20 protein-coding genes are annotated in these 26414 nt (G+C 73.0%); 10 read left to right on the forward strand and 10 right to left on the reverse strand.

What is annotated here, in order from left to right; genetic code table 11:
* Positions 1-2: 2 nt before the first annotated feature.
* The gene (locus LUZ64_RS31875; protein WP_232389702.1) at positions 3-1190 is read right to left on the reverse strand and encodes a glycosyltransferase; all 1188 of its coding nucleotides are present in this window, start codon (positions 1188-1190) and stop codon (positions 3-5) included.
* 49 nt (positions 1191-1239) lie between these two features.
* On the opposite strand from LUZ64_RS31875, the gene LUZ64_RS31880 reads away from it, so the two are divergent.
* The 3 genes from LUZ64_RS31880 to LUZ64_RS31890 all read left to right on the forward strand — a co-directional run bounded on the left by LUZ64_RS31880 (position 1240) and on the right by LUZ64_RS31890 (position 3274).
* Positions 1240-2037, forward strand: coding sequence for a glutamate racemase (locus LUZ64_RS31880; protein ID WP_095584179.1), 798 nt, complete (start codon positions 1240-1242; stop codon positions 2035-2037).
* A 77-nt stretch (positions 2038-2114) separates the two neighbouring features.
* Positions 2115-2732 (forward strand): hypothetical protein, encoded by a 618-nt coding sequence (locus LUZ64_RS31885; RefSeq protein ID WP_232389701.1) that lies wholly within the window; start codon positions 2115-2117, stop codon positions 2730-2732.
* Between the two features lie 62 nt (positions 2733-2794).
* Entirely contained in the window at positions 2795-3274 is a 480-nt protein-coding gene (locus tag LUZ64_RS31890; protein WP_095584181.1) for an NUDIX hydrolase, read from the forward strand.
* A 14-nt stretch (positions 3275-3288) separates the two neighbouring features.
* On the opposite strand, the gene LUZ64_RS31895 is transcribed toward LUZ64_RS31890, so the two are convergent.
* The 4 genes from LUZ64_RS31895 to LUZ64_RS31910 all read right to left on the reverse strand — a co-directional run bounded on the left by LUZ64_RS31895 (position 3289) and on the right by LUZ64_RS31910 (position 6710).
* Positions 3289-3885 carry a TetR/AcrR family transcriptional regulator gene (locus LUZ64_RS31895; RefSeq protein ID WP_095584182.1) on the reverse strand — a complete coding sequence of 199 codons (597 nt, stop codon included), beginning with the start codon at positions 3883-3885 and terminating at the stop codon, positions 3289-3291.
* Positions 3886-3934: 49 nt separating this feature from the next.
* Entirely contained in the window at positions 3935-5305 is a 1371-nt protein-coding gene (locus LUZ64_RS31900; protein ID WP_232389700.1) for a cytochrome P450, read from the reverse strand.
* Between the two features lie 101 nt (positions 5306-5406).
* Positions 5407-6075 carry a DedA family protein gene (locus LUZ64_RS31905; RefSeq protein ID WP_095584183.1) on the reverse strand — a complete coding sequence of 223 codons (669 nt, stop codon included), beginning with the start codon at positions 6073-6075 and terminating at the stop codon, positions 5407-5409.
* 272 nt (positions 6076-6347) lie between these two features.
* Positions 6348-6710, reverse strand: coding sequence for a hypothetical protein (locus LUZ64_RS31910; RefSeq protein WP_232389699.1), 363 nt, complete (start codon positions 6708-6710; stop codon positions 6348-6350).
* A 489-nt stretch (positions 6711-7199) separates the two neighbouring features.
* On the opposite strand from LUZ64_RS31910, the gene LUZ64_RS31915 reads away from it, so the two are divergent.
* The 4 genes from LUZ64_RS31915 to LUZ64_RS31930 all read left to right on the forward strand — a co-directional run bounded on the left by LUZ64_RS31915 (position 7200) and on the right by LUZ64_RS31930 (position 10667).
* Entirely contained in the window at positions 7200-8534 is a 1335-nt protein-coding gene (locus tag LUZ64_RS31915) for an MFS transporter (RefSeq protein WP_095584934.1), read from the forward strand.
* A 107-nt stretch (positions 8535-8641) separates the two neighbouring features.
* Positions 8642-10039, forward strand: a complete 1398-nt coding sequence (locus LUZ64_RS31920) for an NADP-dependent succinic semialdehyde dehydrogenase (protein WP_095584933.1) — start codon at positions 8642-8644, stop codon at positions 10037-10039.
* Positions 10040-10128: 89 nt separating this feature from the next.
* Positions 10129-10293 (forward strand): CsbD family protein, encoded by a 165-nt coding sequence (locus LUZ64_RS31925; RefSeq protein ID WP_095584932.1) that lies wholly within the window; start codon positions 10129-10131, stop codon positions 10291-10293.
* A gap of 50 nt (positions 10294-10343) precedes the next feature.
* Complete coding sequence (locus LUZ64_RS31930) at positions 10344-10667, forward strand: plasmid stabilization protein (RefSeq protein ID WP_095584931.1); 324 nt, start codon at positions 10344-10346, stop codon at positions 10665-10667.
* Here the strand turns inward: LUZ64_RS31930 and LUZ64_RS31935 are convergent.
* Entirely contained in the window at positions 10645-11124 is a 480-nt protein-coding gene (locus tag LUZ64_RS31935) for a DUF6328 family protein (RefSeq protein WP_095584930.1), read from the reverse strand. The genes LUZ64_RS31930 and LUZ64_RS31935 overlap by 23 nt on opposite strands.
* Positions 11125-11552: 428 nt before the next feature.
* Between LUZ64_RS31935 and LUZ64_RS31940 the strand changes: the two genes are divergently transcribed.
* The gene (locus LUZ64_RS31940; RefSeq protein ID WP_095584643.1) at positions 11553-15173 is read left to right on the forward strand and encodes a hypothetical protein; all 3621 of its coding nucleotides are present in this window, start codon (positions 11553-11555) and stop codon (positions 15171-15173) included.
* Between the two features lie 3 nt (positions 15174-15176).
* Positions 15177-19604 (forward strand): hypothetical protein, encoded by a 4428-nt coding sequence (locus LUZ64_RS31945; RefSeq protein WP_232389698.1) that lies wholly within the window; start codon positions 15177-15179, stop codon positions 19602-19604.
* A 76-nt stretch (positions 19605-19680) separates the two neighbouring features.
* Here the strand turns inward: LUZ64_RS31945 and dhaK are convergent, their stop codons facing one another.
* The 4 genes from dhaK to LUZ64_RS31965 all read right to left on the reverse strand — a co-directional run bounded on the left by dhaK (position 19681) and on the right by LUZ64_RS31965 (position 24844).
* Positions 19681-20673: a dihydroxyacetone kinase subunit DhaK gene (gene dhaK, locus LUZ64_RS31950; protein ID WP_232389697.1), complete on the reverse strand. Its 993-nt coding sequence runs from the start codon at positions 20671-20673 to the stop codon at positions 19681-19683.
* Positions 20674-21092: 419 nt separating this feature from the next.
* Positions 21093-21878 carry an SDR family NAD(P)-dependent oxidoreductase gene (locus LUZ64_RS31955; protein WP_095580962.1) on the reverse strand — a complete coding sequence of 262 codons (786 nt, stop codon included), beginning with the start codon at positions 21876-21878 and terminating at the stop codon, positions 21093-21095.
* A gap of 34 nt (positions 21879-21912) precedes the next feature.
* Entirely contained in the window at positions 21913-23280 is a 1368-nt protein-coding gene (locus LUZ64_RS31960; RefSeq protein WP_095580963.1) for a cytochrome P450, read from the reverse strand.
* 1 nt (position 23281) lies between these two features.
* Positions 23282-24844 (reverse strand): prenyltransferase/squalene oxidase repeat-containing protein, encoded by a 1563-nt coding sequence (locus LUZ64_RS31965; RefSeq protein WP_170116724.1) that lies wholly within the window; start codon positions 24842-24844, stop codon positions 23282-23284.
* A gap of 151 nt (positions 24845-24995) precedes the next feature.
* Between LUZ64_RS31965 and LUZ64_RS31970 the strand changes: the two genes are divergently transcribed.
* Positions 24996-26399, forward strand: coding sequence for a DUF4334 domain-containing protein (locus LUZ64_RS31970; protein WP_232389696.1), 1404 nt, complete (start codon positions 24996-24998; stop codon positions 26397-26399).
* Positions 26400-26414 lie beyond the last annotated feature (15 nt).

Genomic DNA, 26414 nt, shown 5'->3' on the forward strand with positions numbered 1-26414 from the left:
GGTCAGGGCGCGGCCTCGGGGCGGGCGTACGTCCGCCCCTTCCAGGCCGCGCCCCGGCCCCGGTGGTGCCGCACCGCGGAGTCCACGGTCATCAGCAGATACAGCAGGGCCGTGAACGGCAGCAGCGGCGCCAGCGCGACCGGCTGCCGGTAATAACGCAGCATCGGGACGTATGTGCCCGCCATCACCGCCCACGCCGCGGCCCCCGCGACCAGCGGGGCGCCCGCGCCCGTCAGCGCGCCGGCCACCACGGCCACCGGCGGCACGAGGTACACCACCGCCAGACCGGCGACCGTCCCCACCAGCAGGAGCGGGTTGTGCCGCAGCTGGGTGTACGCGCTGCGCGAGATCATCCGCCACAGCTGGCCGAGTCGCGGGTACGGCCGGACGCTGTCCACCCGGTCGGCGAGTCCCAGCCAGATCCGGCCGCCCGCCCGCCGTACCGCCCGGGCCGTGGAGACGTCGTCGATCACCGCGTGCCGGACGCTGTCCGGGACACCGGCCCGCTCCGCCGCCTCCCACCGCAGCAGCACGCACCCGCCGGCCGCCGCCGTGGTCCGCGCGCCTGGGCGGTTGATCCGGCGGAACGGATAGAGCTGGGCGAAGAAGTAGACGAACGCGGGGACGATCAGCCGCTCCCAGGCCGTCGCCACCCGCAGCCGGGCCATCTGCGACACCAGGTCCAGACCGCCCGAGGAGGCCGCCGCCACCAGCTCCCGCAGGCTGTCCGGCCGGTGCGCGATGTCCGCGTCGGTCAGCAGCAGGAACTCGGCGTCCGTACGGGCGCGGGCGAGGGCCATGCCGTGCCGCACCGCCCACAGCTTGCCCGTCCAGCCGGGCGGCGGCTCGCCGGGGGAGTCCACGGTCAGGGCCAGCCCGCCGTGCTCCCGGGACAGGGCCCGGGCCAGCTCACCGGTGCCGTCCGTACTGCCGTCGTCGACGAGGAAGACCTCCGCCCGCCCCGGATAGTCCTGCGCCAGGAGCGAGGGCAGGCTCGACGGCAGCACCCCGGCCTCGTCCCGGGCGGGCACCACGACGGCCACCGGAGGCCATCGGTCCGGGGCGGTGCGCTCCGGCAGCCGCACGTCCGTGCGCCAGAAGAAGCCCTGGCCCAGCAGCAGCCACAGCCAGGCGGCCAGTGAAGCGAAGGTGATCCACGTCAGCACGCTCACCCCCGCAGTCTGCCGCACGGGGGGACGCTCGCGCGGGTGATCGACGCCCATCCATTAAAGTGACCGGGTGAAGATCGCGCTCATCGACTCCGGTATCGGCCTCCTGGCTGCCGCGGCGACCGTCCACCGGTTGCGCCCCGACGCCGATCTCGTCCTGTCCGGCGACCCCGCCAGCATGCCCTGGGGCCCCCGCACCCCCGAGGACCTCACCGCGCACGCCCTGGCCTGCGCCCGCGCCGCCGCGGCGCACCGCCCCGACGCCCTGATCGTCGCCTGCAACACCGCCTCCGTCCACGCCCTGGCCGCCATACGCGCCGAGCTGGAGCCGGAGCTGCCGGTCATCGGGACCGTACCGGCGATCAAGCCCGCCGCGGCCGCCGGCGGCCCGGTGGCGATCTGGGCCACCCCGGCGACCACCGGCAGCCCGTACCAGCGCGGCCTGATCCGTGACTTCGCGGCCGGTGTCGAGGTGGCCGAGGTGCCCTGCCCGGGCCTCGCCGACGCCGTGGAGCGCGCCGACTCGGCCGCCATCGACGCAGCCGTGGCCGCGGCCGCAGCCCTCACCCCGCCCGGCACCCGGGCCCTGGTCCTGGGCTGCACCCACTACGAGCTGGTCGACGACCGCATCCGCGCGGCCGTCCAGCCCCGGCTGGGAGCCGACGCGCCGGAGCTCGTCCTGCACGGTTCGGCCCCGGCCGTCGCCGCCCAGGCCCTGCGCCGCGCCGGCACCGCGCCCGACCCCGACGCCGCGCCGACGGGCCGGCTGACCGTGCTGCTCAGCGGGCGCGAGGAGGCCCTCCAGCCGGCCGCGCTCGCCTACCGCGAGGGCCGCTCGCTCGTCGAGGCCGCCGCGGCTCGTTCCTGACACCCGATCCGGTTCCGTACGAGCCGGCCCTCGCATCACCCCTGCCGCGGGCGCGGAAGATGAGTAGGCTGCCTCATATGAGGGACCACTCCAAGGGCCCGCAGGGCCACGAGGGCGACGAGCAGCCCGCCGCCGGATCGGACGCGGTCGGTACCCCTTCCCCGGCCGACGGCGTCGGTGATCTCGCGGTCTGGACCGGACGCGCGACCAACCGGATCCAGTGGCTGCTGGCCGTCGCCGGCGCCGCCTGCCTGGCGCTGGGCGTCGAGCTGGCCGTCGACAGCGCGTGGACCTCGGGCCTGGCCCCTCTCGTCATGGCGGTCGTCGGCTGCGTCGCGGCCGGACTCCTGATGCTCTACGGCACCCTCGCGTTCGTCCATGTGGCCGTACGGGTGGACACCGAGGCGCTGGAGGTCCGCTGCGGCCACATCGGCGTGCCCCGGACCCGTATCCCGCTCGCCCATGTCGTCGGCGCCGACTTCGCCCCGCGCGTCACCCCGCGCCAGTGGGGCGGCTGGGGCTACCGCTGGCGCCCCGAGAAGGGCACCGCCGTGGTCGTGCGGCGTGGCGAGGGCTTCGTCGTCCGGCTCGGCGACGGCCGGTCCTTCACCGTCACCGTGGACGACGCGGAAGCAGCCGTTCAGGTGATCCGCAGAGGTCTGCGCCTGGCGGCGGGCCGCCGGGCCGCCGCCTGACCGCCCTCCGGCCACCGCCCGCGTGGCCGGAGGGCGGTCACCGAGGCCGTTAGGCTCGACCCATGCCCACCCCGCACTTCATCCGCGAGATCCGCGAGACCATCGGCAACCAGCTCCTGTGGATGCCCGGCGTCAGCGCCATCGTCCTCGACGACCAGGACCGGATCCTCCTCGGCCGCCGCTCGGACACCGGTGAGTGGTCGATCATCGGCGGCATCCCCGAGCCGGGCGAGCAGCCCGCCACGGCGATCGTGCGCGAGGTGTTCGAGGAGACCGCCGTCCGCTGCGTCCCGGAGCGGGTCCTGCTCGTCGAGGCGCTGGAGCGCGTCACCTATCCCAACGGCGACGTGTGCCAGTTCATGGACGTCTGCTTCCTGTGCCGCGCGGTGGGCGGCGAGGCCCGCGTCAACGACGACGAGTCCCTGGAGGTGGGCTGGTTCGAGGCGGACGCCCTGCCGGACATGGAGAACTTCGCCGTGAGCCGCATCAAGCAGGCCACGGAGGGCGGCCCGACCTGGTTCGAGGGAATGGGGAAGAAGTAGCCGCCCGGCGGCGCTCAGTCCGGGCTCAGGGACCGCCAGATCCGGTCCGGCAGGACCCGCGCGGCCTGGGCGAGGTCCATGTCGTAGGCGGGGGACAGCCGGCGACGCGCGGTCTCGGCGACCGGGCCGATGACCAGCGCCTCGATCAGCGGCTCGGGGATCGGCGCGACCTCGCCGGCCTCGATCCTCGGCCGCATCCACGCCACGATCCCCCCGAGCGCGGCCTCCTTGGCCTCGCGGATCCGGTCGGCGTGGGCGGCCAGATAGCCCGAGTAGGCCGAGGCGTGGAGGAACAGCGCGGCGTCCGGCCGCTCCTCGGTGAAGCGCAGATACGCCCGGACCAGCGCGCGGACACCGGTACGGGCGGTACGGGCGGCCGTCAGGGCGGTCGTCAGCTCCTCGAAGAGCTCCTCCATGCACCGGGTGTACAGGGCGGCGGCGAGACCGTCGAAGCTGCCGAAGTGGTGGTAGAGACTGCCGAGGCTGACGCCGCTGGCCGCGGTGACCGCGTTCACCGTGAACCCCTGCTGCCCCGACGAGGCGTACACCTGGAGCGCGGTGGTCAGAAGACGGTCCGCGGTGGCCTCGCCGCGCTGCTGCTTAGGGGACACGGCTCGGCCTCGGCGACGTCATGGCGGACAGCTTAACGGCCGGTGGGACTCAGGGCGTCACCAGGCGTACGGGCAGCCGCTCGGGCGCCAGCACGGCCCTGACCGCGGGCCGGACGACGGTGCCGGGGACGGGCCGCATCTCCCAGCGCGCCACCAGCGTGGCCAGCGCCATCGTGGCCTCGGTCAGGGCGAAGGACTCGCCGATGCACCGGTGGGCGCCGAGACCGAACGGCATGTACGTCCGGCGCCGCGCGGCCGCCGCGCCCCCGCCGCCGGGCCCGGTGGACCAGCGGTCGGGCAGGAACCGGTGCGGCTCCGGGTACAGATCGGCGCGGCGGTGCAGGACGTAAGGGGAGAACACCACCGTGCTGCCCACCGGGAGACGGCGCCCCGCCAGGGACGTCTCGCACGTGGTGGTACGGGGGACGAGCCAGGCCGGGGGGTAGAGCCGCAGCGCCTCGGTGAGGACGCGGGAGGTCACCGTCAGCCGGGGGACGTCCTCCAGCGCGGCGACGCGTCCCCCGAGCACCGTCCGCGCCTCCTCACGCAGCCGGCGGCCGGCCCCGGGGTGACGGGCGAGGAGATGACAGGACCAGGCGAGCGCGGCGGCGGTGGTCTCGGAACCGGCGAGGACCAGCGCGGTGGCCTGGTCGTGGATGTCGGGGTCGGGCAGCGGTGTGCCGTCCGCCGTACGGGCGGCGACCAGGTGGGACAGCACGTTCCTGGCGTCGGAGGACGCCCCGGCCCGGTGGGCCGCGATCAGCCGGCCGGCCTCGGCGTGCCACTGCTTCAGCGCCCGGCCGTAGCGGAGGTTGCCGGGCGTCGGCAGCCGGCCGGCCCACGGCATCAGCGACTGCCGGTAGACGCCCTTGAGGAAGGTCGCCAGAGCGCGGTGGAGCTCCTGCGCGGCGGCGGGCGTGAGATCGGAGGCGAACAGGGCCCGCACCGCCGTCTTGGTGGCCAGCGCGAACAGCTCCTCCGCGAGGTCCACCTCCAAGCCGTCGTGCCAGCCGTCCGTCGTCTCCTCGATCGTCCGCCCCATGACCGCGGCGTACCGCTCCAGGTGGTCCGGGCGGAAGGCGGGCCGGAGCATGCGCCGCTGCGCCCGGTGATCGGCGTACGGGCAGGTGGCCAGGCCGTTGCCCATCGCCCGCCGGGACCCCTCGTACGAGGGGCCGTCGCGGTCGTACGTCCGGTCGTCGGTGAGGACCGCGCGGGCGAGGTCCGGGTGGCAGAGGACGAGGAACGGGCGGCGGCCGATGCGGATCTCGACCAGGTCGCCGTGGCGGGGCAGATCCGTCAGGAAGGGCAGCGGCGCCCGGTACAGCCTCGTCAGGTGTCCCGTCAGGGGCCGGGCGCCCGGCGCCCGTCCGGCCCTCAGGGTGGTGTCCCGCGCGCGTCCGAGGTCGGGTCGGGTCACCGTGAACCTCCAGGCACGCGGGCGCGGGCAGCCGGTGCGGCCACCGTAGCGAAGCGGTGGCGGCGGAAGGAACCCGGCGCACCGGCGCACCGGCCGCGCCCTCAGTCCGCCTCGGGACCGCCCGCCGGGGCCTTCGCGGCGCGGCGGCCGCGCAGCAGCTCCAGTACGACCGGCAGCAGGGAGAGCACCACGATGGCGCCGACGATCGGCAGGAGGTAGCGGTCGACGTCCGGCACCACCGAGCCCAGGGCGTACCCCCCGAGGATCAGGCCGACCGTCCACACCAGGCCGCCGGTCGTCTGCCAGAGCGCGAAGGTGCGCGCCGGCACGCCCAGGGCGCCCGCCAGGGGGTTGAGGACGGTACGGACCACCGGCACGAAGCGCGCCAGCACGATGGCGCGGGCGTGCCCGTACCGCTCGAGGAGCTCCTCCGCCCGCGCGGCGCCCTCGTGCAGGCGGCGGTTGCTCGACCGGGTGAGCAGGGCCCGGCCGCCGCGGCGCCCGAGGACGTACCCGCACTGCGCGCCGACCAGCGCCCCCACCACCGCGGCGGCCAGGACCTGGGCCAGATCCAGCCGCGGCCCGGAGTGCGCCCCCGCCCTGGACAGCAGGCCGGCGGTGAACAGCAGCGAGTCCCCGGGCAGGAAGAAGCCGACCAGCAGGCCGGTCTCGGCGAAGAGCACCACGGCGATGCCGAGCGCGCCGAAGGCCGCCAGCAGCGAGGAGGCGTCGAGGAGATTGACCGCCAGGGCGGTGGGCTGTGCGAGCACGGGTGTGTGGCCTCCCAGGTGACCGTCGTCGTGACCGTTGTCCGACCGAGATGTGGAGCTACGGATGCGTTAACGACGGCGGTGCGGGTACGGGTGCGCGGTGGGGTGCCGCTGCGCGGGGGCTTCGTCCCCGGGCCCCCGTTCCGCGCTTCGCGCGGTGTCCTCAAGCGCCGGACGGGCTGGAAAATCCAGCCCGTCCGGCGCTTGAGGACCGGGGTCCGGGGCGGAGCCCCGGTTCGGGAAGGGGCGGGTAGGGGACAAAGCCCCGCGCCCTACGGGCGCATGCCGCTCGCCCGAGCGATCGCATCGACCTCACGCCGATCCCGCTCGCACGCCCCCGCGCCACCGTCCCCCGACCCGTCCCCGATCTCCCCGCCCACCACCACCCGCATCCCGTGCGGCCCGAGGTAACCCGCCAATTTCTTCAGCACCCGGCCGAACTCGGGCGTGAACAGCTCCTTCTCACGCGGGCTGAACGGAAGGTCGACACCGGTGTCACGGTGCACGATCGCCTCGTTGAGGCCCTGGAGGATCCGCAGCAGGAGGGCGTACGACTCAGGGTCGAGGCTCGTGTGGAGCTCGGCCATGCAGAGCGCGAGCTGCCTGGTGCGCTCCAGGAAGTTCTGGTCGTTCATGCGGCCATCGTCGCGAAGTCCTCCTGCCATGGGGGGAGCTTTTGCGATGTTCGTGGCGCGGACGATGTGAAGAATGGATTCAGCCTATGGTTTCACCTTGCGGATTCACCGGTCCGAGGGAACGGTCGTACTGCCGCCGACGGTGTGCGCGGGGCCGGGCGCGCGACCTCCCCTTCTTTCTTCTTCGTCCGCACGCGCGTTGACGGCCCGGCATGTGCCGGAGGCATGCCGTGAGCAAGAGAAATGCCCTCTTCCGCTCCCTATCCGGCAAGTGTTGCGCTTTGCTAAAGTGTCTGCCGAGATCCTGCCGAGCGCAGCCGGGGGGCGCCGACGATGGGCCGCGAGAGCATATGACCGACCGCTCGCCCACATAGGCGCGTACAAGCCTTCCTCTGCACGGTAATTGGCGAAACCTGCACGGAATTCGGGCTGGGCGCGGCGTAATCCGAAGTGCCCTGACCCCTGCACGGGCCGACTGCGGGGACGCGCATGAGAACTCTTCGGGCGGTCCGCGAGTCTCCTCTCGCATTGCGATTGCTATTCATCAACCAGTTCGGGGTGGACATCGGCTTCTATCTCCTGATCCCTTTTCTGGCGTCCTATCTGGGACACGACCTCGGCCTGTCCGCGGCCCTGGTCGGACTGGTGCTCAGCATGCGGAACCTCAGCCAGCAGGGCCTGTTCGTGGTCGGCGGCAGCGCGGCCGACCGTTTCGGCGCCCGCCTGGTGATCATCGCCGGCTGCGCCCTGCGGACCGCGGCGTTCGCCCTCCTCGCCCTCGGGAACTGCCACGCCCTGCTGCTCACCGCCTCCGTGCTCTGCGGTCTCGCGGGCGCGCTCTTCTACCCGGCCGTGCGCACCCATGTCGCCCACGAGTCGGGCGACCGCGCCGCCGAGGTGTTCGCGCTGCTCAACGTCTTCTCCACCAGCGGTTCGCTGGTCGGCCTGCTGCTCGGTGGCCTGCTGCTCCTGACCGACTTCCGCCCCTGGGCGCTGGCCGGGGCCGCCGTCTTCACCGTGCTCACCGTCGCCCAGGCGGTCGCGCTCCCGCCGCGCGGGGCGTCCGGAGCCCGGGAGAGGGTGCTCGGAGGCTGGCGCGAGTGCCTCGGCAACCGCCGCTTCCTGTGCTTCTGCGCCGCGACCGGCAGCCTGTTCATCCTGGAGAACCAGCTCTACGTCCTGCTTCCGGAAGGCGCCCGCAAGGTGTCCGGCTGGAGCGGCTCGGCGAGCGTGCTCCTGGCGTCCGGGGCCCTGGCCACCCTGCTCTTCCAGTTCCGGATCACCCGGACCCTGGAGCGGCGCGGGGGCGGTGCCCGCTGGGTGGCCGCCGGGATCGCCCTGATGGGCCTCGGCTTCGTACCGCCCCTGCTGATCTGCGACGCGACGCCACCGGAGGAGGGCACGGCGGTTCCCGGCCTGCTGGTGATGACCGGGGGCTCGCTGCTGCTCTACTTCGGCGGCATGGTCGCCTATCCGTCGGTCATGGAGCTCGTCCCGCGCTTCGGGCGCGCCCGGCTGACCGGCACCTACTTCGGGCTCTTCTCCCTGCTCTCGGGGGCGACGGCCGCCCTCGGCAACGTCGTCGTCGGCTGGGCCATGGACCTCGGCGACCGCACCCGGCGCCCCTGGCTGCCCTGGCTGGCCTGCCTGCTCCTCGGCCTCGCCTCGGCGGCGGCCGTGGCCTGGCTGCACCGGGCCCACGCGCTGCCCGTCCGCCCCGCCGCGGCCGTGCGCCGGGCCGAGGACGCCGGGGCTCGGGGCCCGGTACGGCTCCCCGGACAGGCGCCGGCCCCGGACGACGTGCCGGAGAGCCCGCCGCGCTGAGATCCGGGCGCGGAGGCTTCGGCCCGGCGCGGTCCGGCCCGGGTCCGTCTTGCGCCGCCCGCCCGGCCGCTGCAAGGTCGAGGCATCGAGCATGAGGAGGGACACCCATGCCCATCGCCACGGTGAACCCGGCGACCGGTGAGACGCTGAAGACCTACCAGGAGCTGGCACCGGAGGAGATCGAGTACTGCCTGGCCACCGCGGCCGCGGCGTTCCGGCACTACCGCACCACCGGCTTCCCCGAGCGGGCCAGGCTCCTCGGACTCGCCGCCGACCTCCTGGACCACGACCGGGACACCGTCGCCCGCCTCATGACGACCGAGATGGGCAAGCCCCTGGCCGCCGCGCGCGCCGAGGCCGCCAAGTGCGCCAAGGCCATGCGCTGGTACGCCGGGCACGCCGAGGCGCTGCTCGCCGACGAGCACCCCGACGCGGCCGAGGTGAAGGACGCCGGCGCCGCGCGCGCCCGGGTGCGCTACCGCCCGCTGGGCGTGGTCCTCGCCGTCATGCCGTGGAACTTCCCGCTCTGGCAGGTCGTCCGCTTCGCCGCGCCCGCGCTCATGGCGGGCAACGTGGGCCTGCTCAAGCACGCCTCGAACGTGCCGCAGACCGCGCTCTTCCTGGAGGACCTGCTGCGCCGCGCGGGCTTCGCCGACGGGTGCTTCCAGACCCTGCTGGTCGGTTCCGGGGCCGTCGAGGGGATCCTGCGCGACCGGCGGGTCGCCGCCGCCACGCTCACGGGCAGCGAACCCGCGGGCCGCGCGGTCGCGGCGGTCGCGGCGGACGAGATCAAGAAGACGGTCCTGGAACTGGGCGGCAGCGACCCGTACGTGGTGCTGCCCTCCGCCGACCTCGACCGGGCCGCGCGCACCGCCGTGACCGCCCGGGTGCAGAACAACGGCCAGTCCTGCATCGCCGCCAAGCGCTTCATCGCGCACACCGACGTCTACGACGCCTTCGCCGAAAGGTTCACGGCCGGGATGGCGGCGCTGACCGTCGGCGACCCGATGGCCGAGTCGACCGACGTCGGGCCGCTCGCCAGCGAACAGGGCCGCGCCGACCTCGAGGAGCTCGTCGACGACGCCGTGAGCCGGGGCGCGACGGCCCTGTGCGGCGGGCGCCGGCCGAAGGAACTCCCGAAGGGCTGGTTCTACGAGCCGACCGTCCTCGCCGGGGTCACCCATGAGATGCGCATCCACCACGAGGAGGCCTTCGGCCCGGTCGCCACGCTGTACCGGGCGCGGGACCTGGACGAGGCCGTGGAGCTGGCCAACGACACCCCGTTCGGGCTCAGCTCGAACGTCTGGACGCGGGACGAGGCCGAGCAGGAGCGGTTCGTCCGGGACATCGAGGCGGGCGGCGTCTTCTTCAACGGGATGACGGCGTCGCACCCGGCGCTGCCCTTCGGCGGAGTGAAGCGCTCGGGGTACGGGCGGGAGCTGTCGGGGCACGGGATCCGCGAGTTCTGCAACATCACGACGGTGTGGCACGCGGCGGAGCTGTGAGCGGTTGCGGGTACTTCGGGGTGACTGCAAGGTGGGTTCCGGAATATCCCATTCCAACAGTGACCGGTTCGAACGGAAGGGCACACGTCATGGGCAAGGGCAAGGCGAAGGCGAAGCAGATGAAGGGTCAGCTCAAGGAGTCCGCCGGGCGGGCCATGGACGACAAGAGGCTGGAGGCCGAGGGGCGAGGCGAGAAGGCGGTGGGCAAGGCCCAGGAAGCCGCGGAGAAGGTCAAGAGGAACTTCAAGCACTGAACGGTTCAAGCACTGAACGGTTCAGGTGCCGAAGGTGAGGATCGAGAACGATGCCACGAGGCTCCAGCCCCAAGCGCGAACGACAGTACGAGCACATCAAGGAGAGCGCCGAACAGCGCGGCGAGAGCACCAAACGGGCCAAGGAGATCGCCGCCCGTACGGTGAACAAGGAACGCGCCCGCTCGGGCGAGTCCCGCACCGCGAGCAAGAGCTCCACCCAGGACATGTCGTCCTCCAAGCGCGGCGGACAGCGCTCGCACAGCGGTGCCCAGGGTCCCACCTACGACCAGCTGTACGCGGAGGCGCAGCGCCGTAACGTCGACGGCCGCTCGTCCATGAACAAGGCCCAGCTCAAGCGCGCGCTCGGGCGCTGAGCAGGGCCAGCAAGGGCAGCGCGAACCAGCACAGCGCGAACCACCCGCCGACCCCGGCGACGATCCACGTCGCGGCGGCGTCACGCAGCGCGACCCGCAGGACCAGCAGCAGCGCCGCCATGACCGTGCCGAGCAGCAGGAGCAGCCCGATCAGCGTCAGGGCCGACGCCCAGGCCACGGTCTGCGGCTTGAGGCGGCGGCCGGTGAGCAGCCGGTGGATCGACACCGGCCCGATGAGCGCCGCGGTCGTCGCGGCGCCCAGGATCACCGTCGCGGTGTAGATGTTCTTGTCCACGGCCGGGAGGGTGACGAAGCGCGGTGTGAAGACGGCCATGAACAGGAAGCCCAGCAGGATCTGAACCCCCGTCTGGGCGACCCTCACCTCCTGCAGCAACTCCGCCCACCGCCGGTCGGCCCGCTCCTCCGGCGACTCGTCCCGCCCGGACCCCGTGCTCATGTCACCCCGGCACGGGGTTCGTCGCGTGCGGTGGTGTCCACGGCGGCTCGATTCGACGGGGAGGGCGGGGGGCCGACGAGGGTGGATGGTACCCGGGGCGGGGCCCGCTTCCGGGTAACACGTGAAATCAGCCCGTCCGGCGATTGAGGACACCGCGCGTAGCGCGGAAAAGGGGGCCCGGGGGCGAAGCCCCCGGTTACGGGAAGGGGCGGGGTGGGGAAAGAACCCGCCCCGCCGACCGCACCCGCATCGCCCCCGAGCCGACTCCGTATGACCCGTTCGGCCCAACTGGCGGTGGGCCGAACGGGGTAGGTGAAAAAGGCGGGCAGCCGGTGCGGACGGTGGTTCGGATCACCGTTCCGGTCAGCCGGTGTGGACGTTCGATCCACAGGCCCGGCAACGCGAACGCGCCATGTGCGGGGGGCGACATGACCACACCCACACCGATCCGCCTGCTGCGGAGCACCGATCTGCTGGACCTCACCTTCGCGTTCCCCAGGCTGCGGTTCGCCGACGGCCCGGGTCCCAGACGGCTGATCCGCGCGGAACCGCAGGCCGACGGGCTGCTCGTCGTCACCTTCGGGCCGCAGCACGTCCTGGAGCGGGTCTTCGAGGAAGAGAAGCCGGCCGAGCCCCGTGACCGGCCCGTCGACTCGATCGTCAGCGGCAGGAGCGTGCTCGTCTTCGAGGTCGGCCCGCAGGACTCGATCGACTACAGCGAGACCGGCCTGCTCGACGCCATGCGGCGGCTGCGGCTCCGCGTCGTCGACGCCGCGCGCGAGCCGGACACCCCGCCCGTCACCTCCATCCGCTTTCCCGGGACCGTCCCGGAGGGCGGCACCGACGACGCGGCCCGAGCCTTCGCGCTCGTACGCCTGCTGCGCACCACCGCCGAACTCACCGCCCGCTACGGCCTGGAGACCACCCACGCCGCCGCCGCGGCCGCCGGTGCGGTGATCGAGCGCGGCGAACCCGACGGGGCCGACACGGCCCCCGCGGGCCCGCAGGACCCGCTGGCCGACCCCGCCCACCCCCGCACCGGCATCGAACTGCCCTACCGGCTCTTCCTGTCGCCCACCCAGAAGGCCCACTGGAACCACCGCGGGCCGATCGCCGACCCCGCACCGGGCGAGCGCGTGGAGCTCTGGCACACCCGCACCGACGGGCGCACCGCCCGCGCCGTCTGGAACCGCGACCGCGACCCCGAGCCCGTACCACCGCCCCCGCCGCCACCGGCCTTCCCGGCCTCCATCCAGCCGGCACAGCGGACGAACCTCGTCGACCTCACCTCGGGCGAGGGCCTGCGCACACCCGACGGCAAGCCGTACGTACCCACTCCCGTCACGGTCGGCAACCTCATGCTGTCGGCCGTCGGAGGCTGGCTCGACAGCCACGGCACCTGGCCCGTCCGGCCCGCCGGCCTCACCCTCTCGGAGTGGCGGCACCGGGCGTCGATGGGCCGCGACCACTACGTACGCCTGATGTTCTCGGGCCGCCTGTGCCCCTTCGGCCACCGCGCCGACCTCGTCGTGGTCACCGAGCGGAAGTTCACCGACCCGCGCGCCGCCTTCCTCCTCCAGCGGCGGTTCATCATCGTCCGCGAGCCGGTACGGACGTACGACCCGGAGCGCCCCCTCCCCGCCGATCCCGGGGACCCCACCAGCGACCTGACGAACGTCCTCTTCCCCTTCACCAGCGTGCGTCTCGAAACCCTTGTGACGCCCAACCTCAGCAACCAGCCGGACAACCCGGGGGACTGCGAGTTCATCCCCGCCACCGCTGCCGAGAGCCCGTTCCGGTTCAAGGTCACGGCCGTCGACCACGCGAACCGCGTCGTCGAATTCCACACCCCGCTGCTCTTCCTCACCGAGAACCGTGCCACGGGGACCGCGCTCGCCGACGTCGTCGGCCGGTACAACGCCCTTTCGCCCCTCCCGCCGGCGGCCGACGCCCCCGCCGACCCGCCCGTCGAGACCAGCGCCGCCCTCCTCGGCCAGTCCGTGGCGCTCGCGCCCAATCTCGCGCCCGACGACACCAGCCTCGACATCGCCCACATGGTCTGGCGCGTGGCCGCCCCACCCGGCCTGGCCCAGCAGGACCCGGCCCGGCCACGGCCGGGCGACGCCCACTTCCTCCCGCAGCTGCACTGGGCGGCCGCCACCGTGCCCGCCGTCAGCCGGCTCGGCGGCGGTGACACCACCGTCGCCGTCGCCTACGCCAAGCGCTACGCCCTCTCCGGCTTCCGGAAGGCCGCCGAAGGCGCCCGCCCCGGCAACGCCGGCGAGGTCTTCCTCGGCCTGCTCCCGCGGAACCCCCTGAAGATGGACTTCCAGGGCCACTCCGACCGCTCCGGCGGCCTCGTGGCCCCGAGCTTCGACGTGGCCGGCCTCTCCCGTACGACGGGGCCCGTCTCCGGAACCGGCGCCGACGCCTTGGAGAAGATCGCGAACGGGGAGTTCCGTCCGGACGACTTCTTCCGGGCCCTCGACGCCAACCTGCTCGGCGTCGTCCCCCTGGCCCAGCTGGTCAAGGCCGCGAGACTCGACGAGGCCCTCAAGGTCCCGCGGTTCCTCACCGAGACCATCAGCGCCGTCACCGGGTTCCTCTCCGACCTCCGCCGCGTCCGCGACCAGATCCAGCGTGAGGCCGACCGCTACCCAGCCGCCGCGCGGCGTGTCGTGGCCACCGCCCAGGCCCTGGTCAAGACCGTCACCGACTTCCTCGCCCAGCGCCTCGCCGGACACACCGAACCGCTCGGCATGGACGACGTCGACGACGCGTTCGACGCCTTCGCCACGGCGCTCGCCGAGCTCTTCGAGGCCCTGCCGGCCGACGCGGACCCCGGCGTCCGCACCCTCCTCGTCCGCGTCCGGGAGCAGGTCGCCACCTGGACCACCGGCGCCGGGGAGGTGCTCTCCCTGCGCCGGGCCGTCGAGAAGGCCGCGGACGGTGCCAAGCTGCCCGAGACGGTCAACGCCCGGCTGGAGTGGAACCCCGACATCCAGCCCTGGGGGCCGGGCAGCAGCCCCGTCTTCGTACCGGACCCGGCCAAGGGCCGCTTCTCCCTGGTCGTGGACCTCCGTGGTTCGCTCCGCCCCGACATCGCCGCGGGCGCGGACATCACCTGCGCCCTGGAGGAGTTCAAGCTCGTCCTCGTCCCGGGCTTCGAGGCCATGGAGCTCGAGTTCACGCGCGTCCGCTTCACCGCCCGCGCGGGGAAGAAGCCCGACATCGACGTCGCCTTCCGGGGCGTCAGGTTCACCGGCCCGCTGTCCTTCGTCGAGACGCTGCGCAAGCTCATCCCCATCGACGGCTTCAGCGACCCGCCCGGCATCCAGGTCACCCCCAGCGGCATCGTCGCCTCGTACGGGCTGCCCCTGCCCAACCTCGCCATCGGCGTGTTCAGCTTGGAGAACCTGCGCCTGGACGCCTCCCTCGACCTGCCGTTCGTCGGCAAGGCCCTGGAGGTCCGCTTCTCCTTCTGCACCCGCCAGGCCCCCTTCCGGCTGACCGTCTCCATGCTCGGCGGCGGCGGTTTCTTCGGCATCGTCGTGACACCGAAGAAGGTCGCCGTCCTGGAGGCGGCGCTGGAGTTCGGTGCCGCGCTGTCGATGAACTTCGGCGTCGCCTCCGGCAGCCTGTCGGTGATGGCCGGCATCTACTTCCGGCTGGAGATCGAATCCGGTGAGTCCCGGCTCACCGGCTACTTCCGGGCCCGGGGCGAGGTCGACGTCCTCGGCATCATCTCCGCCTCCATCGAGCTCTACCTCGAACTGACCTGGGACTTCGGCACCCGCACCGTCTTCGGCCGGGCCCGGATCACGATCAGCGTCCACATCGGCTTCTGGTCGCAGTCGGTCACCATCGAATGCGAGAAGCGGTTCGTGGGCTCCGGCCCCACCACCGTCGCCGCCCTCGGGGACCCCGCCGCCGAAGCCGTCCGGCCGCCCACCTTCGCCGAGATGATGGCGCCCTACACCGACCCCGCCACCGGCACCCGGCGCGACCCCGTCGACGAGTACTGCACCGCCTTCGCGGAAGTGAGCTGAGCCATGCCCGAGACGATCCGGTGGACCGTCCTGCCCGACGGGGTGACCGCCGACGGGAAACTCCGGCTGACCGTGCTGGTCAGCCCCCGTCTGACCGGGGGCACGACCCTCGGCGCCTTCGCCGGCTTCGTGGACTGGCCGCAGACCCTGGCCCGCTACCTGCCGGCCCTCCAGGTGGAGTTCAAACCGCCGGCGGGCGCGAGCATCACCCTGCCCACCACCGCGCAGCCCGGCCGCTTCCCGCCACCCGACAGCGCCGTCTGGAAGGCCCTCTTCACGACCGCGACCGAAGTGCGCGCCCCCGCCTCCTTCACGGCCACGGCCCTCGCCCGGGGCGTACCACCGACCCTGCGCTCGTTCCCCGGCCAGGCGGTGCACCAGCAGATCGACTCGCTGTACGAGACGGCAGTGACGACGACCGCGTTCCACCGGGCCTTCCCGGGCGGGGGGTCGAACGGTAATGGCGGGGCGGATCGGGGCGGCGGACCGAACGGTAGCGGCGGGGCGGATCGTGGTGGCGGATCGAACGATCGTGACGGCTCGCACCACGGCGGTGCCCCCGAGGCCGGTGCCCCCGAGGCCGGCGGCCCCGTACCCCACGGGCAGGACGGCGAGGACACGGCCGGTACCCCGGCCCCCGGTACCCCGGCCGCGCCACCCGCCGCGCCCCCGCCCAGCTGGGACCACCCCGCACTCGACGACCTCCTCACACCCCTCACCGAACCCATCAGGGCGCTCGCGAAAGCCGTCGGCAAGAGCTACCCGCAGCTCGACGACCTCCTCGCGGGCCGTACCGGCGGTGGCGGCGTCTCAGGCGCTCCCGCCGGCCCCGCCGCCCCCGCCGCCCCCGAGAACCCCTTCCGCCCCAAGCACATGAGGCGTGACGAGGAGCCCTACCGGCGCGGCGGCCCCATGCTCTACTTCGCCGAGCTCTACCGCTTCTACGACCGCCCCGCCGCGCCCCCGGCCCCCGGCGCCCCGGACACGCCGCCCGCCCCTCCCGAGCGGCCGGACCTCGACTTCCACGGCGCCTGCGCACTCCTCGCCGACTACCCCGAGCTGCTCCGCCGCTTCGGCCTCGCCGTCGACCTGCTCGTCACCCCGCCGCCCGGCACGCTCGACCAAGGGCAGGCACGCGTCGTCTTCACCGCCGCCCAGGGCCATCTCAACACCGACGAGAGCCTGCGCCCCTGGACGAAGTTGCGGCACGTCGCCGGGCAGCGCTTCGAACCGTACGCGGACGACGACGGCACGCACGGCCGCCGCACCCTGGCGCTCGGCGGCCCGGACGTGCGCGTCACCGACCTCGACGTGGACGGCGCGGCGATCAAGTACGTCGAGTTCGCCCGGCTCGTCGAACAGGCCCTCGCCGGGATCACCGACCCGGAAGGGGCCGCCGCCCCGGACACCACCGCGCCGCCCGCCCTGCACGGCGCGGGCCTCACCGTCCTCCGCGACGCCCAGGACGCCGCGCTCGCCGGTCAGATGGAGGACGACGCCCGGCACGTGGCGGGCGTCGACGCCACCGGGGCGGCGCTGGCCGCCGCCGTCCTGGACGCCTCCCACCTGGTGCGCGGCTACCGCGTCGACGTGGGACTCGTCGACGACGCCACCGGCCGGGTCACCACGTGGCGCCCGCTGTGCGCCCGTACCGGCACGTACACCGTCAGACGGGCCGGTCAGCCGCCGGTCGCCCTCGCCGTCGGCCCGGACGAGGGCCACCTCAAGGCGAGCACCGTCACCGCGGACAAACTCAAGCCCGACGAGCTCTACGTCCACCAGGCGCTCTTCGGCTGGCACGGCTGGTCCCTGGTCGCCCCGCCGCCCGGCCTGACCATCGGCGCCGACAACCGGCCCCAGGCGTCCGACCCCGAGATCGACCCCGACTTCCCGCTGGACACCAAGTTCCGGCCCACTCCCGGCACCCTGCCGGCCCTGCGCTACGGGCGGACGTACCGGCTGCGCGCCCGCCTGGTCGACCTCGCCGGCAACAGCCTCGGGCCGACGGCGCAGACCGCCGACGTACGGGCCACGGCGCCGGTGACGTACGGCCGCTGGGAGCCGGTGCCGCCCCCCGTGCTCGTACCGAAGTGGCCCTTCCTGGAAGGTGAGTCGGAGCCTCGGATGGTGATCCGCTCGACCGTCGACGACGACGGCGAGCCGATGACCCCGGACGCCTGGGCCCGGGACCGCAACGGCAAGGTCCCCGACCACGAGAGGGAATCGCCCGTCGACGGCCTCGACCGGCGCTACCGCTCCTTCGACGAACGGCACCTCTCACCGCCGAAGAGCTCGCTCCAGACGGCCGAGCAGCACGGGGCGTACGACAACGTCTTCGGGCCCGGAAAGCCGGACATCGTGCGCCGCCGCTTCTTCGCCGCGGCGCGCCGCGAGGCGGCGAGCTACCTCGACACCGTGGTCCGCCTCGCGGAGAACCCCGACCTCACCCACGACCTCAAGGCGTTCGGCCAGATCCGCGTCGCCAAGCACAACGTGCACGACACCGAACCCCTCACCGAGCTCCCGGTGGGACGGGGCGACGGACTGAAGCCGGGGGAGTACGTCCTGCACACAGCGGACCAGCTGCTGCTGCCCTACCTGCCCGACGTCCTGGCGCGCGGGGTGTCCCTGCGCGGGCTCCCCGGCGCCGAGCCCAACGAGACCTACGACTTCCCCGGCCCCTGGCCGCAGGCGAAACCACTCCGGCTGAAGATCGTGGAAGGGGACGGCCCACCCCGGTGGGGCGGCCCGTTCAACCGCGAGCTCACCGTCTTCCTGCCCAAGGCCGAGTTCGCGACCGTCCGGGTGAGCTGCCGCCTCGACCCCGCCGACCTCGAACTCTTCCGCAACTGGCGGCTGCTCACCTCCTCCAAGATGTGGAACGACCCGGTCACCGGCCTGCCGCAGCAGAAGAAGGACGAGCTGACGGCCGCCTCCGCCGACGGTGAGAACTGGATGCTCACCCCCTGGGCGGAGCTCACCCTGGTGCACGCCGTGGAGAAGCCCCTGGAGCCGCCCAAACTGGGCGAGCTCCGCTTCGTCCGCGCCGCCGAGGACACCTTCGCCGGGCTCCGCGGCGAGGTGCGCTCCCACTCCCGCAGCACCGGGCAGGTCGACATCGACGCCACGTGGAGCGAGTGGACCGACGACGTCCGGGAAGCGGCACCGGCCCGGATCACCGGTCACGCGCACGTCGGCGCCATCACCGTGGGGCGAGGGCAGGAAAGCCTCCCCCTGCGGGACATCCGGCACGAGTTCCGCGACACCCGGCACCGCAACGTCACCTACACCCCCACCGCCACCACCCGCTTCCGTGAGTACTTCCACCCGGTGCTCACCGCGCAGCCCGCGCTGATCACCCGTAAGGGCCCGGACAGCACGGGGGAGACCGGGCTGGGCTGGCCCGTCCTCAGCTCACGGCGGCCCGAACCGCCCGGGGCGCGCCACCTCGTGCCCACCTTCCGCTGGGAGCGGACCGTGGACCACGCCGCGCACCGCGTCACCCGGGTGCGCCGCCACGCGGGCCTGCGCGTCTACCTGGACCGCCCCTGGTTCTCCTCCGGCGACGACGAACTCCTCGCCGTCGTCCTCGACCCGGGCCGGACCACCGATCCCAGGCTGCCGGACGAGATGGTCAGCCTGTGCGGCGCCGACCCCGTCTGGTCCGACACGACCGTCCTGCCCCGGCTCACCGCCGAGATGTTCCCGGGCGCGAAGCTCACGGCCGCGGACGTGGTCACGGCGGAAACCGTCGCCGGTACGACCGCGGCGGTCAAGGTCGTTGCCTACGAGCCGTCCTTCGACGCGCGGCAGCGGCTGTGGTTCTGCGACGTCGACGTGGACCTCGGCGCCGGGCCCACCGCCACGGCCTACTTCCCGTACCTGCGGCTGGCCCTCGCCCGCTACCAGCCGTACTCCGTCGCCCCGCTCCACCTCTCCAAGATCGTCACGGCCGAGTTCGCCCAGCTGATGCCCGACCGCGAGATCGCCGCCTCCATGACGACCGACGGCCGGATCCACCTCGACCTCGGCGGCCCGGCCGCCCTCGACGCCGTCGGCAGGCGCGTCGGGCCCGGCCTGCCGGGCATGGCGGCCAGCCGCCGGATCGTCGCCTCGGTGCAGAGCCGCGGTCTGACGGCCGGAGATCTGGACTGGGTGACCACCGACGCCGTCGTCGAACTCACCTGCGTCCCCCGCGGCCCGGGCTTCGGCTGGACCGGCGACCTCACCCCACCACCGCCCCGCCTGCCCCAGCTGTCCCGCTACCGGCTGCTCGTCGAGGAGTACGAGACGTACCTGGCCGATCCGGCCACGGCGACCGGGACGGTGACGGCGGGCGGCACCGTGCTGCCGGTGAACCGGAGGCTGATCCACGCGGACTACTTCGGGCTGACGACGACGCTGCTGGGCAGGATCGTGCTGGAGGAGTGAGGAGTGAGGAGTGAGGAGTGAGGAGTGAGGAGTGAGGAGTGAGGAGGAGCGGGGTCGGGCGGCGGCGGGGGTGGGGTCAACGCCCCCAGCGCAACCCGGCGGTCTCCACCGGCGCGTCCCACAGCCGGAGCAGTTCCTCGTCCACCTGGCACAGTGTCACCGAGGCCCCGGCCATGTCGAGGGAGGTCACGTAGTTCCCCACGAGCGTCCGGGCGACCGGGATCCCGCGCTCCCGCAGCACGCGGTGCACCTCGGACGTGAACCCGTACAGCTCCAGCAGCGGCGTCCCGCCCGCGCCGTTCACCAGGACCAGCACCGGGCCGGTGAACCGCAGGTCGGAGAGCACCGCGTCGACGGCGTAGTCCGCGATCTCGCCGGACGTCATCATCGCGCGCCGCTCCCGGCCGGGCTCACCGTGGATGCCGACGCCCAGCTCCAGCTCCCCGGCGGGCAGATCGAAGGTCGGACTGCCCTTGGCGGGCGTGGTGCAGGCGGCGAGCGCGACACCGAAGCTGCGCGACGACTCGTTCACCCGCCGCGCGAGCGCCTCCACCCGCTCCAGGGGCGCGCCCTCCTCGGCCGCGGCACCGGCGATCTTCTCCACGAAGAGGGTGGCCCCGGTGCCCCGGCGGCCCGCCGTGAAGAGGCTGTCGGTAACGGCCACGTCGTCGTTGACGAGGACGCTGGCGACCTGGATGCCCTCGTCCTCGGCCAGCTCGGCGGCCATGTTGAAGTTGAGGACGTCACCGGTGTAGTTCTTCACGATGAAGAGCACCCCCTTGCCGCTGTCGACCGCGGCGGCGGCGCGCACCATCTGATCGGGCACGGGCGAGGTGAACACCTCCCCGGGACACGCCGCGTCCAGCATCCCGGCCCCCACGAACCCCGCGTGCAACGGCTCATGCCCCGACCCACCCCCGGACACCAGCCCTACCTTCCCCGCCACCGGCGCGTCCCGCCGCACCACGACCCGCCCCTCGACGTCGACGGTCAGCTCGGGATGGGCGACGGCCATACCGCGCAGGGCGTCGGCGACGGCGGTCTCGGGGACGTTGATGAGCATTTTCATGCGGGTCTCCTTCAGTAACAGGCGGTGAGGTCGCTGACCTGCGTTTCCGCAGGTCATCCGTAGCGGCGAAGGGAGTAGTCGATCTTGACGGGCCCTGGTGGTCGGTAGTGGTCCGCGGCGGTGCTGATGCTGACCCAATGCTGACTTTACTGACGATGTATCAGCTAAGTCGTGGGCTACTCAGCGTGATGGCCCTAGGGTACTGAGGCTGATCCGCTGAGGAACTCCGGTGCCTGAAGATCGAGGTACGCCTGCTGAGGTTGCCCGCGCTCGGAAGGCGGCGGCACCTCGGCCGGGAGGGCAACCCACCCGAGGCGCAACGGATGAACGGCACGGTCGAGAGGCTCCGTACGCCGTTCACTCCCACGCCGTACGCCGGGGTTCCGGTCCAAGGGCTTCGCGGAGCCGCCTCACCCTGGCTATTTCGCGAGATATCCGCCATCGACGATGTGATCGCTGCCGGTGAGGTACGAGGCGTCGTCGGACACCAGGAACGCGACAAAGGCCGCGACTTCGGCCGGTCGTGCCGTGCGCCGCAGCGGGACGGAGGCCACGAGGCCATCGGTGGTTCCGGGCGGCAGTGCGGTGATCAACGGCGTCTCCACGATGCCGGGTGACACCGACAGGACCCGGATGCCGCGGTCGGCGTACTCGCGAGCGGCCGTACGGGTCAGTGCGAGGACGCCCTGTTTGGCGGCGGCGTAGGCGGCGTGGCCGCGGAAGCCCGAATGGGCGGCGATGGACGCGAGGTTGACGATGACCCCGCCCTTGTCGGCCATCGCGGCCAGTTGGTAGCGCATCGAGTGGAAAACGCCGTACAGGTTCACTCGCATGACGGCCTCGAAGTCCGTGGGAGGAAGCTCGGCGAGCGGGCGGAGGGCGCCCATGATCCCGGCACTGTTGACCGCGATCCGCAGACCTCCCCTCATGGCGGTGGCTTCCTCCACGACGCGCGCCACGGCATCCGGATCGGTGACGTCGAGCCGGCGGGGCAGAGCGGCGCCGCCCGTGGCCGTGATCCGCGTCGCCACGCGGGCCGCTCCGTCCTCGTCAAGGTCCGCGACCACCACGGTGGTGCCTTCCGTGGCGAGCCGCTCCGCACAGGCCGCGCCGATGCCGGAGGCACCGCCGATCACCAGGGCGGTCCGGTGCCGCGGCGTGCCGTGCGGCGTTGTGTGCCCGGAGAGGTGTGCGTGGTCCGGCATATGCGTTCTCCTGACAGGTGGAGGGCGGCGAGGGTCAGACCGGGCGTCGGTGTGCCGTGAGGAGCAGCCTGTCCGGGCGCAGAACGGTGCCGACCAGAGGCCGTACGGGATCGGCGCCGGCCGGTGTCAGGCGTCGGTGGGCGGTGAAGGCCGCCAGGGCGAGGGTCAGTTCGGCCCAGGCGAACTCCTCCCCGATGCACAGGCGGCTGCCCGCTCCGAAGGGCAGATAGGTGTGGCGCGGTGCCTTCGCGGCGGCGTCGTGCGGCCAGCGTTCGGGGTCGAAGCGGTCCGGGTCCTCGTACAGGTGCGGATCGCGGTGGAGGGCGTACGGGCTGAAGAAGACCTCGGCGCCCTGGGGCAGCCGCGTGCCCCCGAGGGTGACCGGCCGCACCGTACGGCGCATCAGCAGCCACGAGGGCGGATACAGCCGCAGGACTTCGGCCAGGACCCGCCGCGTGTAGGCCAACGCGGGCAGATCGCCGATGCCGGAGGGACGTCCGGCCGGTAGTGAGTCGACCTCCTCGTGGATGCGCCGCTGGACACCTGGCCTGCGGGCGATCTCGTGCAGCGACCAGGCCAGGGCCGCGCTGACGGTACCGGTGCCGGCCAGAAAGAGGGTGATCAGCTCGTCGACCACCTCGGTGTCGGTCAGGGCGCCGTCCGCCCCTTCGGCGAGCAGGATCATCGAGAGCAGATCGCCGCGATCCCTGCCGTCGGCGCGGTACGCCGCGATGATCCGCCGCTGGACCGCGGCCAGCCGTTCGAGCGGGCCGGTGTGCGGAGGCCGCCACGCCGGGAGCAGGGGGACGCGCTCGGCCCAGGCGTGGACGGGGGACAGGGCCAGGCGCATCGAGTGGTACTTCACGGCCAGCCAGTCCTGCACGGCGGCATGCAGTTCGAGGTCGTCCGGGGCACCCGCGTAGAGGGTGCGCAGCAGGATGTCGAGAGTCAGACGGTGGATCTCCGGGACCAGGTCCCGCGTCGTTCCCGGCTCCCACGCGGCGGCGCTCGCACGGGACCGCTCGGCCATGACGCGGGCGTAGCGGGCGATCCGCTCGTGGTGGAAGGCGGGCTGCATGAGCCTGCGGTGACGGAGGTGGCGGTCACCGGCGGACGTGATCAGACCGTCGCCGAGCGGCGCGCGGAGGGTGGTGAACATCGCGCCCTTCTCGAAGGCGCGGGCCTGGACGGCTACCACTTCCCGGACCAGTTCCGGGTCGGTGACGAAGTGCACCGGCCGCGGGCCGATGTAGATCTTCGTCAGCGGCCCGTGGCGTCGGAGCTCACGGACGAAGCGCAGGGCGTCGCGCCGGAACCGGAGAGAGTGCCCGGCCAGGGGCACCCGGCCCCGGGCCGTGGGGGCGCCGGTCGCGGTACGAGCCGCCGCCGCGGCCGACCGCATCTCAGCGTCCCTCGCACGGGCAGGCGCACGCGGGGCTCCCGAAGGCCTGGAGTCGGCGCCGGCCCGCGAAGAGACCGCCGGCGGCGAACGCGTGGGTATGTGTGGGGTACTGCGTGAGGAGCGGGCGCGGGCCGTACATCAGCGGTACGCCCGGCCAGGTGCCGTCGGCGCGTTGATTCGCCAGGAGGTAGTCCAGGCCCGCTGCCCAGTGTGCCGCGTCGAGGACACCGCCCCGGTCCAGGGCGGTGAGGGCCAGCCCGGTGGTGGCCGGGGTGCTCGGGCCGCCGGCCTCGGCGGGCCAGCCCCCATCGGGATGCCGGGCGCCCGCCAGTGCTCTCGCGGCGGGGTGACCGCCCGCCCGGACGACCGTGCCGAGCGCGGGCAGGACCTCGGCGGTGGCGTACGGCAGGCCCCGGTACCACCCGCCGTGCCAGCGCCCCTGCTCCCGGAAGCGATCGTTCAGCCAGCCGCGCGCCGCGGTCAGCGGTACCTCGTGCCGACCGGGGTGGCTGTCGAGCGCGACGACGACATGGGCGATCACGTCGTCCACCGGCGGGTCCCCGGCGGACTGCCAGGTTCTCCAGAGGCCGTCGGCCGTCTGTTGCCCTGCCAGGTGCCGTAGTCCGGCCCGGACGGCCGTCGCGCGGCTCGTGCCATCGGCACCGGTGAGTGCCACCAGGACAGAGGCGGTGGTGTCGTTGTCGGACTCGAGGCCGGAACGGTACGGCCAGCCGCCGTCCGCGTTCTGTGCCGCGACCAGGAACGCGACGGCGGCCGGCAGCCCGTGGCGGTCGAAGGCCGCATCGCCCCGGAACGTGCGGACGGTGAGGGCGGTGTCCCAGACGTCGCTGGTGGAAAAGCGCCAGGTCCCGTCGGGGAGCTGGCGCTTGCGCAGGTACGCGCGGCAGCGGCGGGCGGCGGCCGTGCCGGGAGCGGCGGCCTGGAGCGCGAGCGCGGCGAGGGCGGTGGTGACCGGGTTGCCGAAGAAGTCGCCCTCCGGCGCCTGCTGGTCGGCGATCAGACGGGCGGTGCGCAGGGCACCCGTGTGGTTGCCGAAGGACGCCTCCACGAGGGTCTGCGCGGCCCACAGCTCGACCCGGGTCCAGCGCTTGAGCCGGCCGGGGTCGGAGACGGCGGCGGAAAGGTTTCCGCGCAGCACATCAGGTCCTGGTCCGCCGATGGTCACCCGGCCGGTGTGCAGAGCGACCGCCTGAAGGAGGCGAGCCCGCGCGGACAGCGCCCGGTCCGTGAAGGAGGGATGGCTCATGTCCACGGGGGCGCTGGTGCCGAGGGCCAAGGAGAGCAGCGCGGTCTCCATGGCATGGGCCACCGGATGGTGGTCCTGCGGGGTGCCGCTGACGGCGAGCCAGGCCCGGCCCCGGGCGGCGGCTCCGCCGTCCGCGCTGAGCGGCGAGTGACCGAGCGCCAGCGTGCACAACGCGGTCTCGGTGACACGGGGAGCGGGCACGGCCAGCCACGAGCCGTCGTCCCGCTGTGCTGCGAGGACGTGCCGGGTGGCCTGGGCGAGCGCATGCTCCACGCGCGGGCGAAGCACGGACGACATCCGCGCCTCGGATATCCCGGACGAAAAGGATCGCCGGGATGACGGGCCTGATGGGGGTATGCCAGGTCCAGTGCTCATAAGGCTTCCGCCCCTGCTGCTTCGAAGTGCGCGATCATTCACCCGGATCGGGCGGCGGTCGTACTCTGACGGTGTGGACAATTCGCGAGCGAACGGCCATCCACCCCGGGAGATCGTCTCCATAGCGGACACATGCTCCGGCGCGCTGCAGAACATGCCCCGGCTGGAAATCTGGCTCAAAGAGCACGGACTGCCTGTAGACCCCGCGCTCGTGCCCTTGATGTGCCTTCAGGCCGCCTTCTTCACGCCTTGGACGGCTCCTGAATCCACCTACCAGGTGGCCCGGCTGACGACCTGGCTGATGGCGATCGACAACGTCCTGGACGCCCCTGCCGACGTCACCCAGGGCGATGGCACCGGGGCCCGGGTCCGGGCCTGGCACCGGGTCATCGCGGGAGCGGACGTGAGCGGCGAGGACCCCGTGGAACACGCTCTGGCGGACATCACCGGCGGCCTGCGCCAGGACGGAAGGCCTGAACTGGTCGCGCTCTGGCGGCACAGCATGCACCGGACGCTCACCGGAATGCGGCGCGAGCGTGCGGCCGCCGAAACGGTGGCCGCCGGCGGCAGCCTGCCCCGGCTGACGGACTACCTACGCCACGGCGCCTGGACAATCGGCGTCGAACAGCAGGTCACCGCCCTGTGGGCGCTGATGGACGATGTCCATGGGCTTGCGCCGCACCTTCCGGTGCTGCGAGGCGCCCTGCGTCACGGGGCGATCGCGATCCGCCTGCTCAACGACCTCCGCGGCCACCACCGGGAACGGACCGAGGGAAAGGCCGACGCCCTCGCGATCGGCCTGAGCGCGCCGGAGGCCCACGACCGTGCCGAAGTGGCCGTCGAGGCTTGCCGCCGGGCTCTGGCTCCGCTCACGGCGGCCGCGTACATTCCTGCGGTGGCACTGGAACGGGTGATCCTCTGGCACAGCCGCATGTACCACCGCTTCGACCCCGTACGGCCCGGCAACGCGGCCGACATATTCCCGCCTCCGAGGAAGGACCCGAAAGTGGGCATGGAACAGGAAATCCTGGACGCCATCGCTTCCGGAGGGGAGTACGACGCCATGAAGCTGGCGGAGCTCTTCGACCGCCTCGAACCGGTCGATGCCGGCTTGCTGACCGGCACATGGAAAGGTGGCGGATTCGAATCCGCCAGCGAGAACGCCGTACTCCTGGCGCAAATGAAGTGGTACGGCAAGCGGTTCGTCGATTCCGGGCATGTGGAGCCGCTGCTGTGCCTCGACGAGAACGGAAAGGTCTTTTCCTACGAGGAGATGGGGCTCGCCACACTGCACGAGGTCGTCTTCCGCGGGAAACCGTCCACGGCGATGGTCTACGACCAGCTTCCTGTCATCGACCACTTCCGACGGATCACGGACGACGTCCTGCTGTGCGTCATGGACAAGAAGGGCGACCCCACAGACTTCTACTTCCACCTCACCCGAGTGCCCGAGCACCTTGCGTTCACGTCTCGATGAGCCGGGCGTGGGCCA

The organism is Streptomyces albireticuli (assembly GCF_021228125.1).
Classification (GTDB): Bacteria; Actinomycetota; Actinomycetes; order Streptomycetales; family Streptomycetaceae; genus Streptomyces; species Streptomyces albireticuli.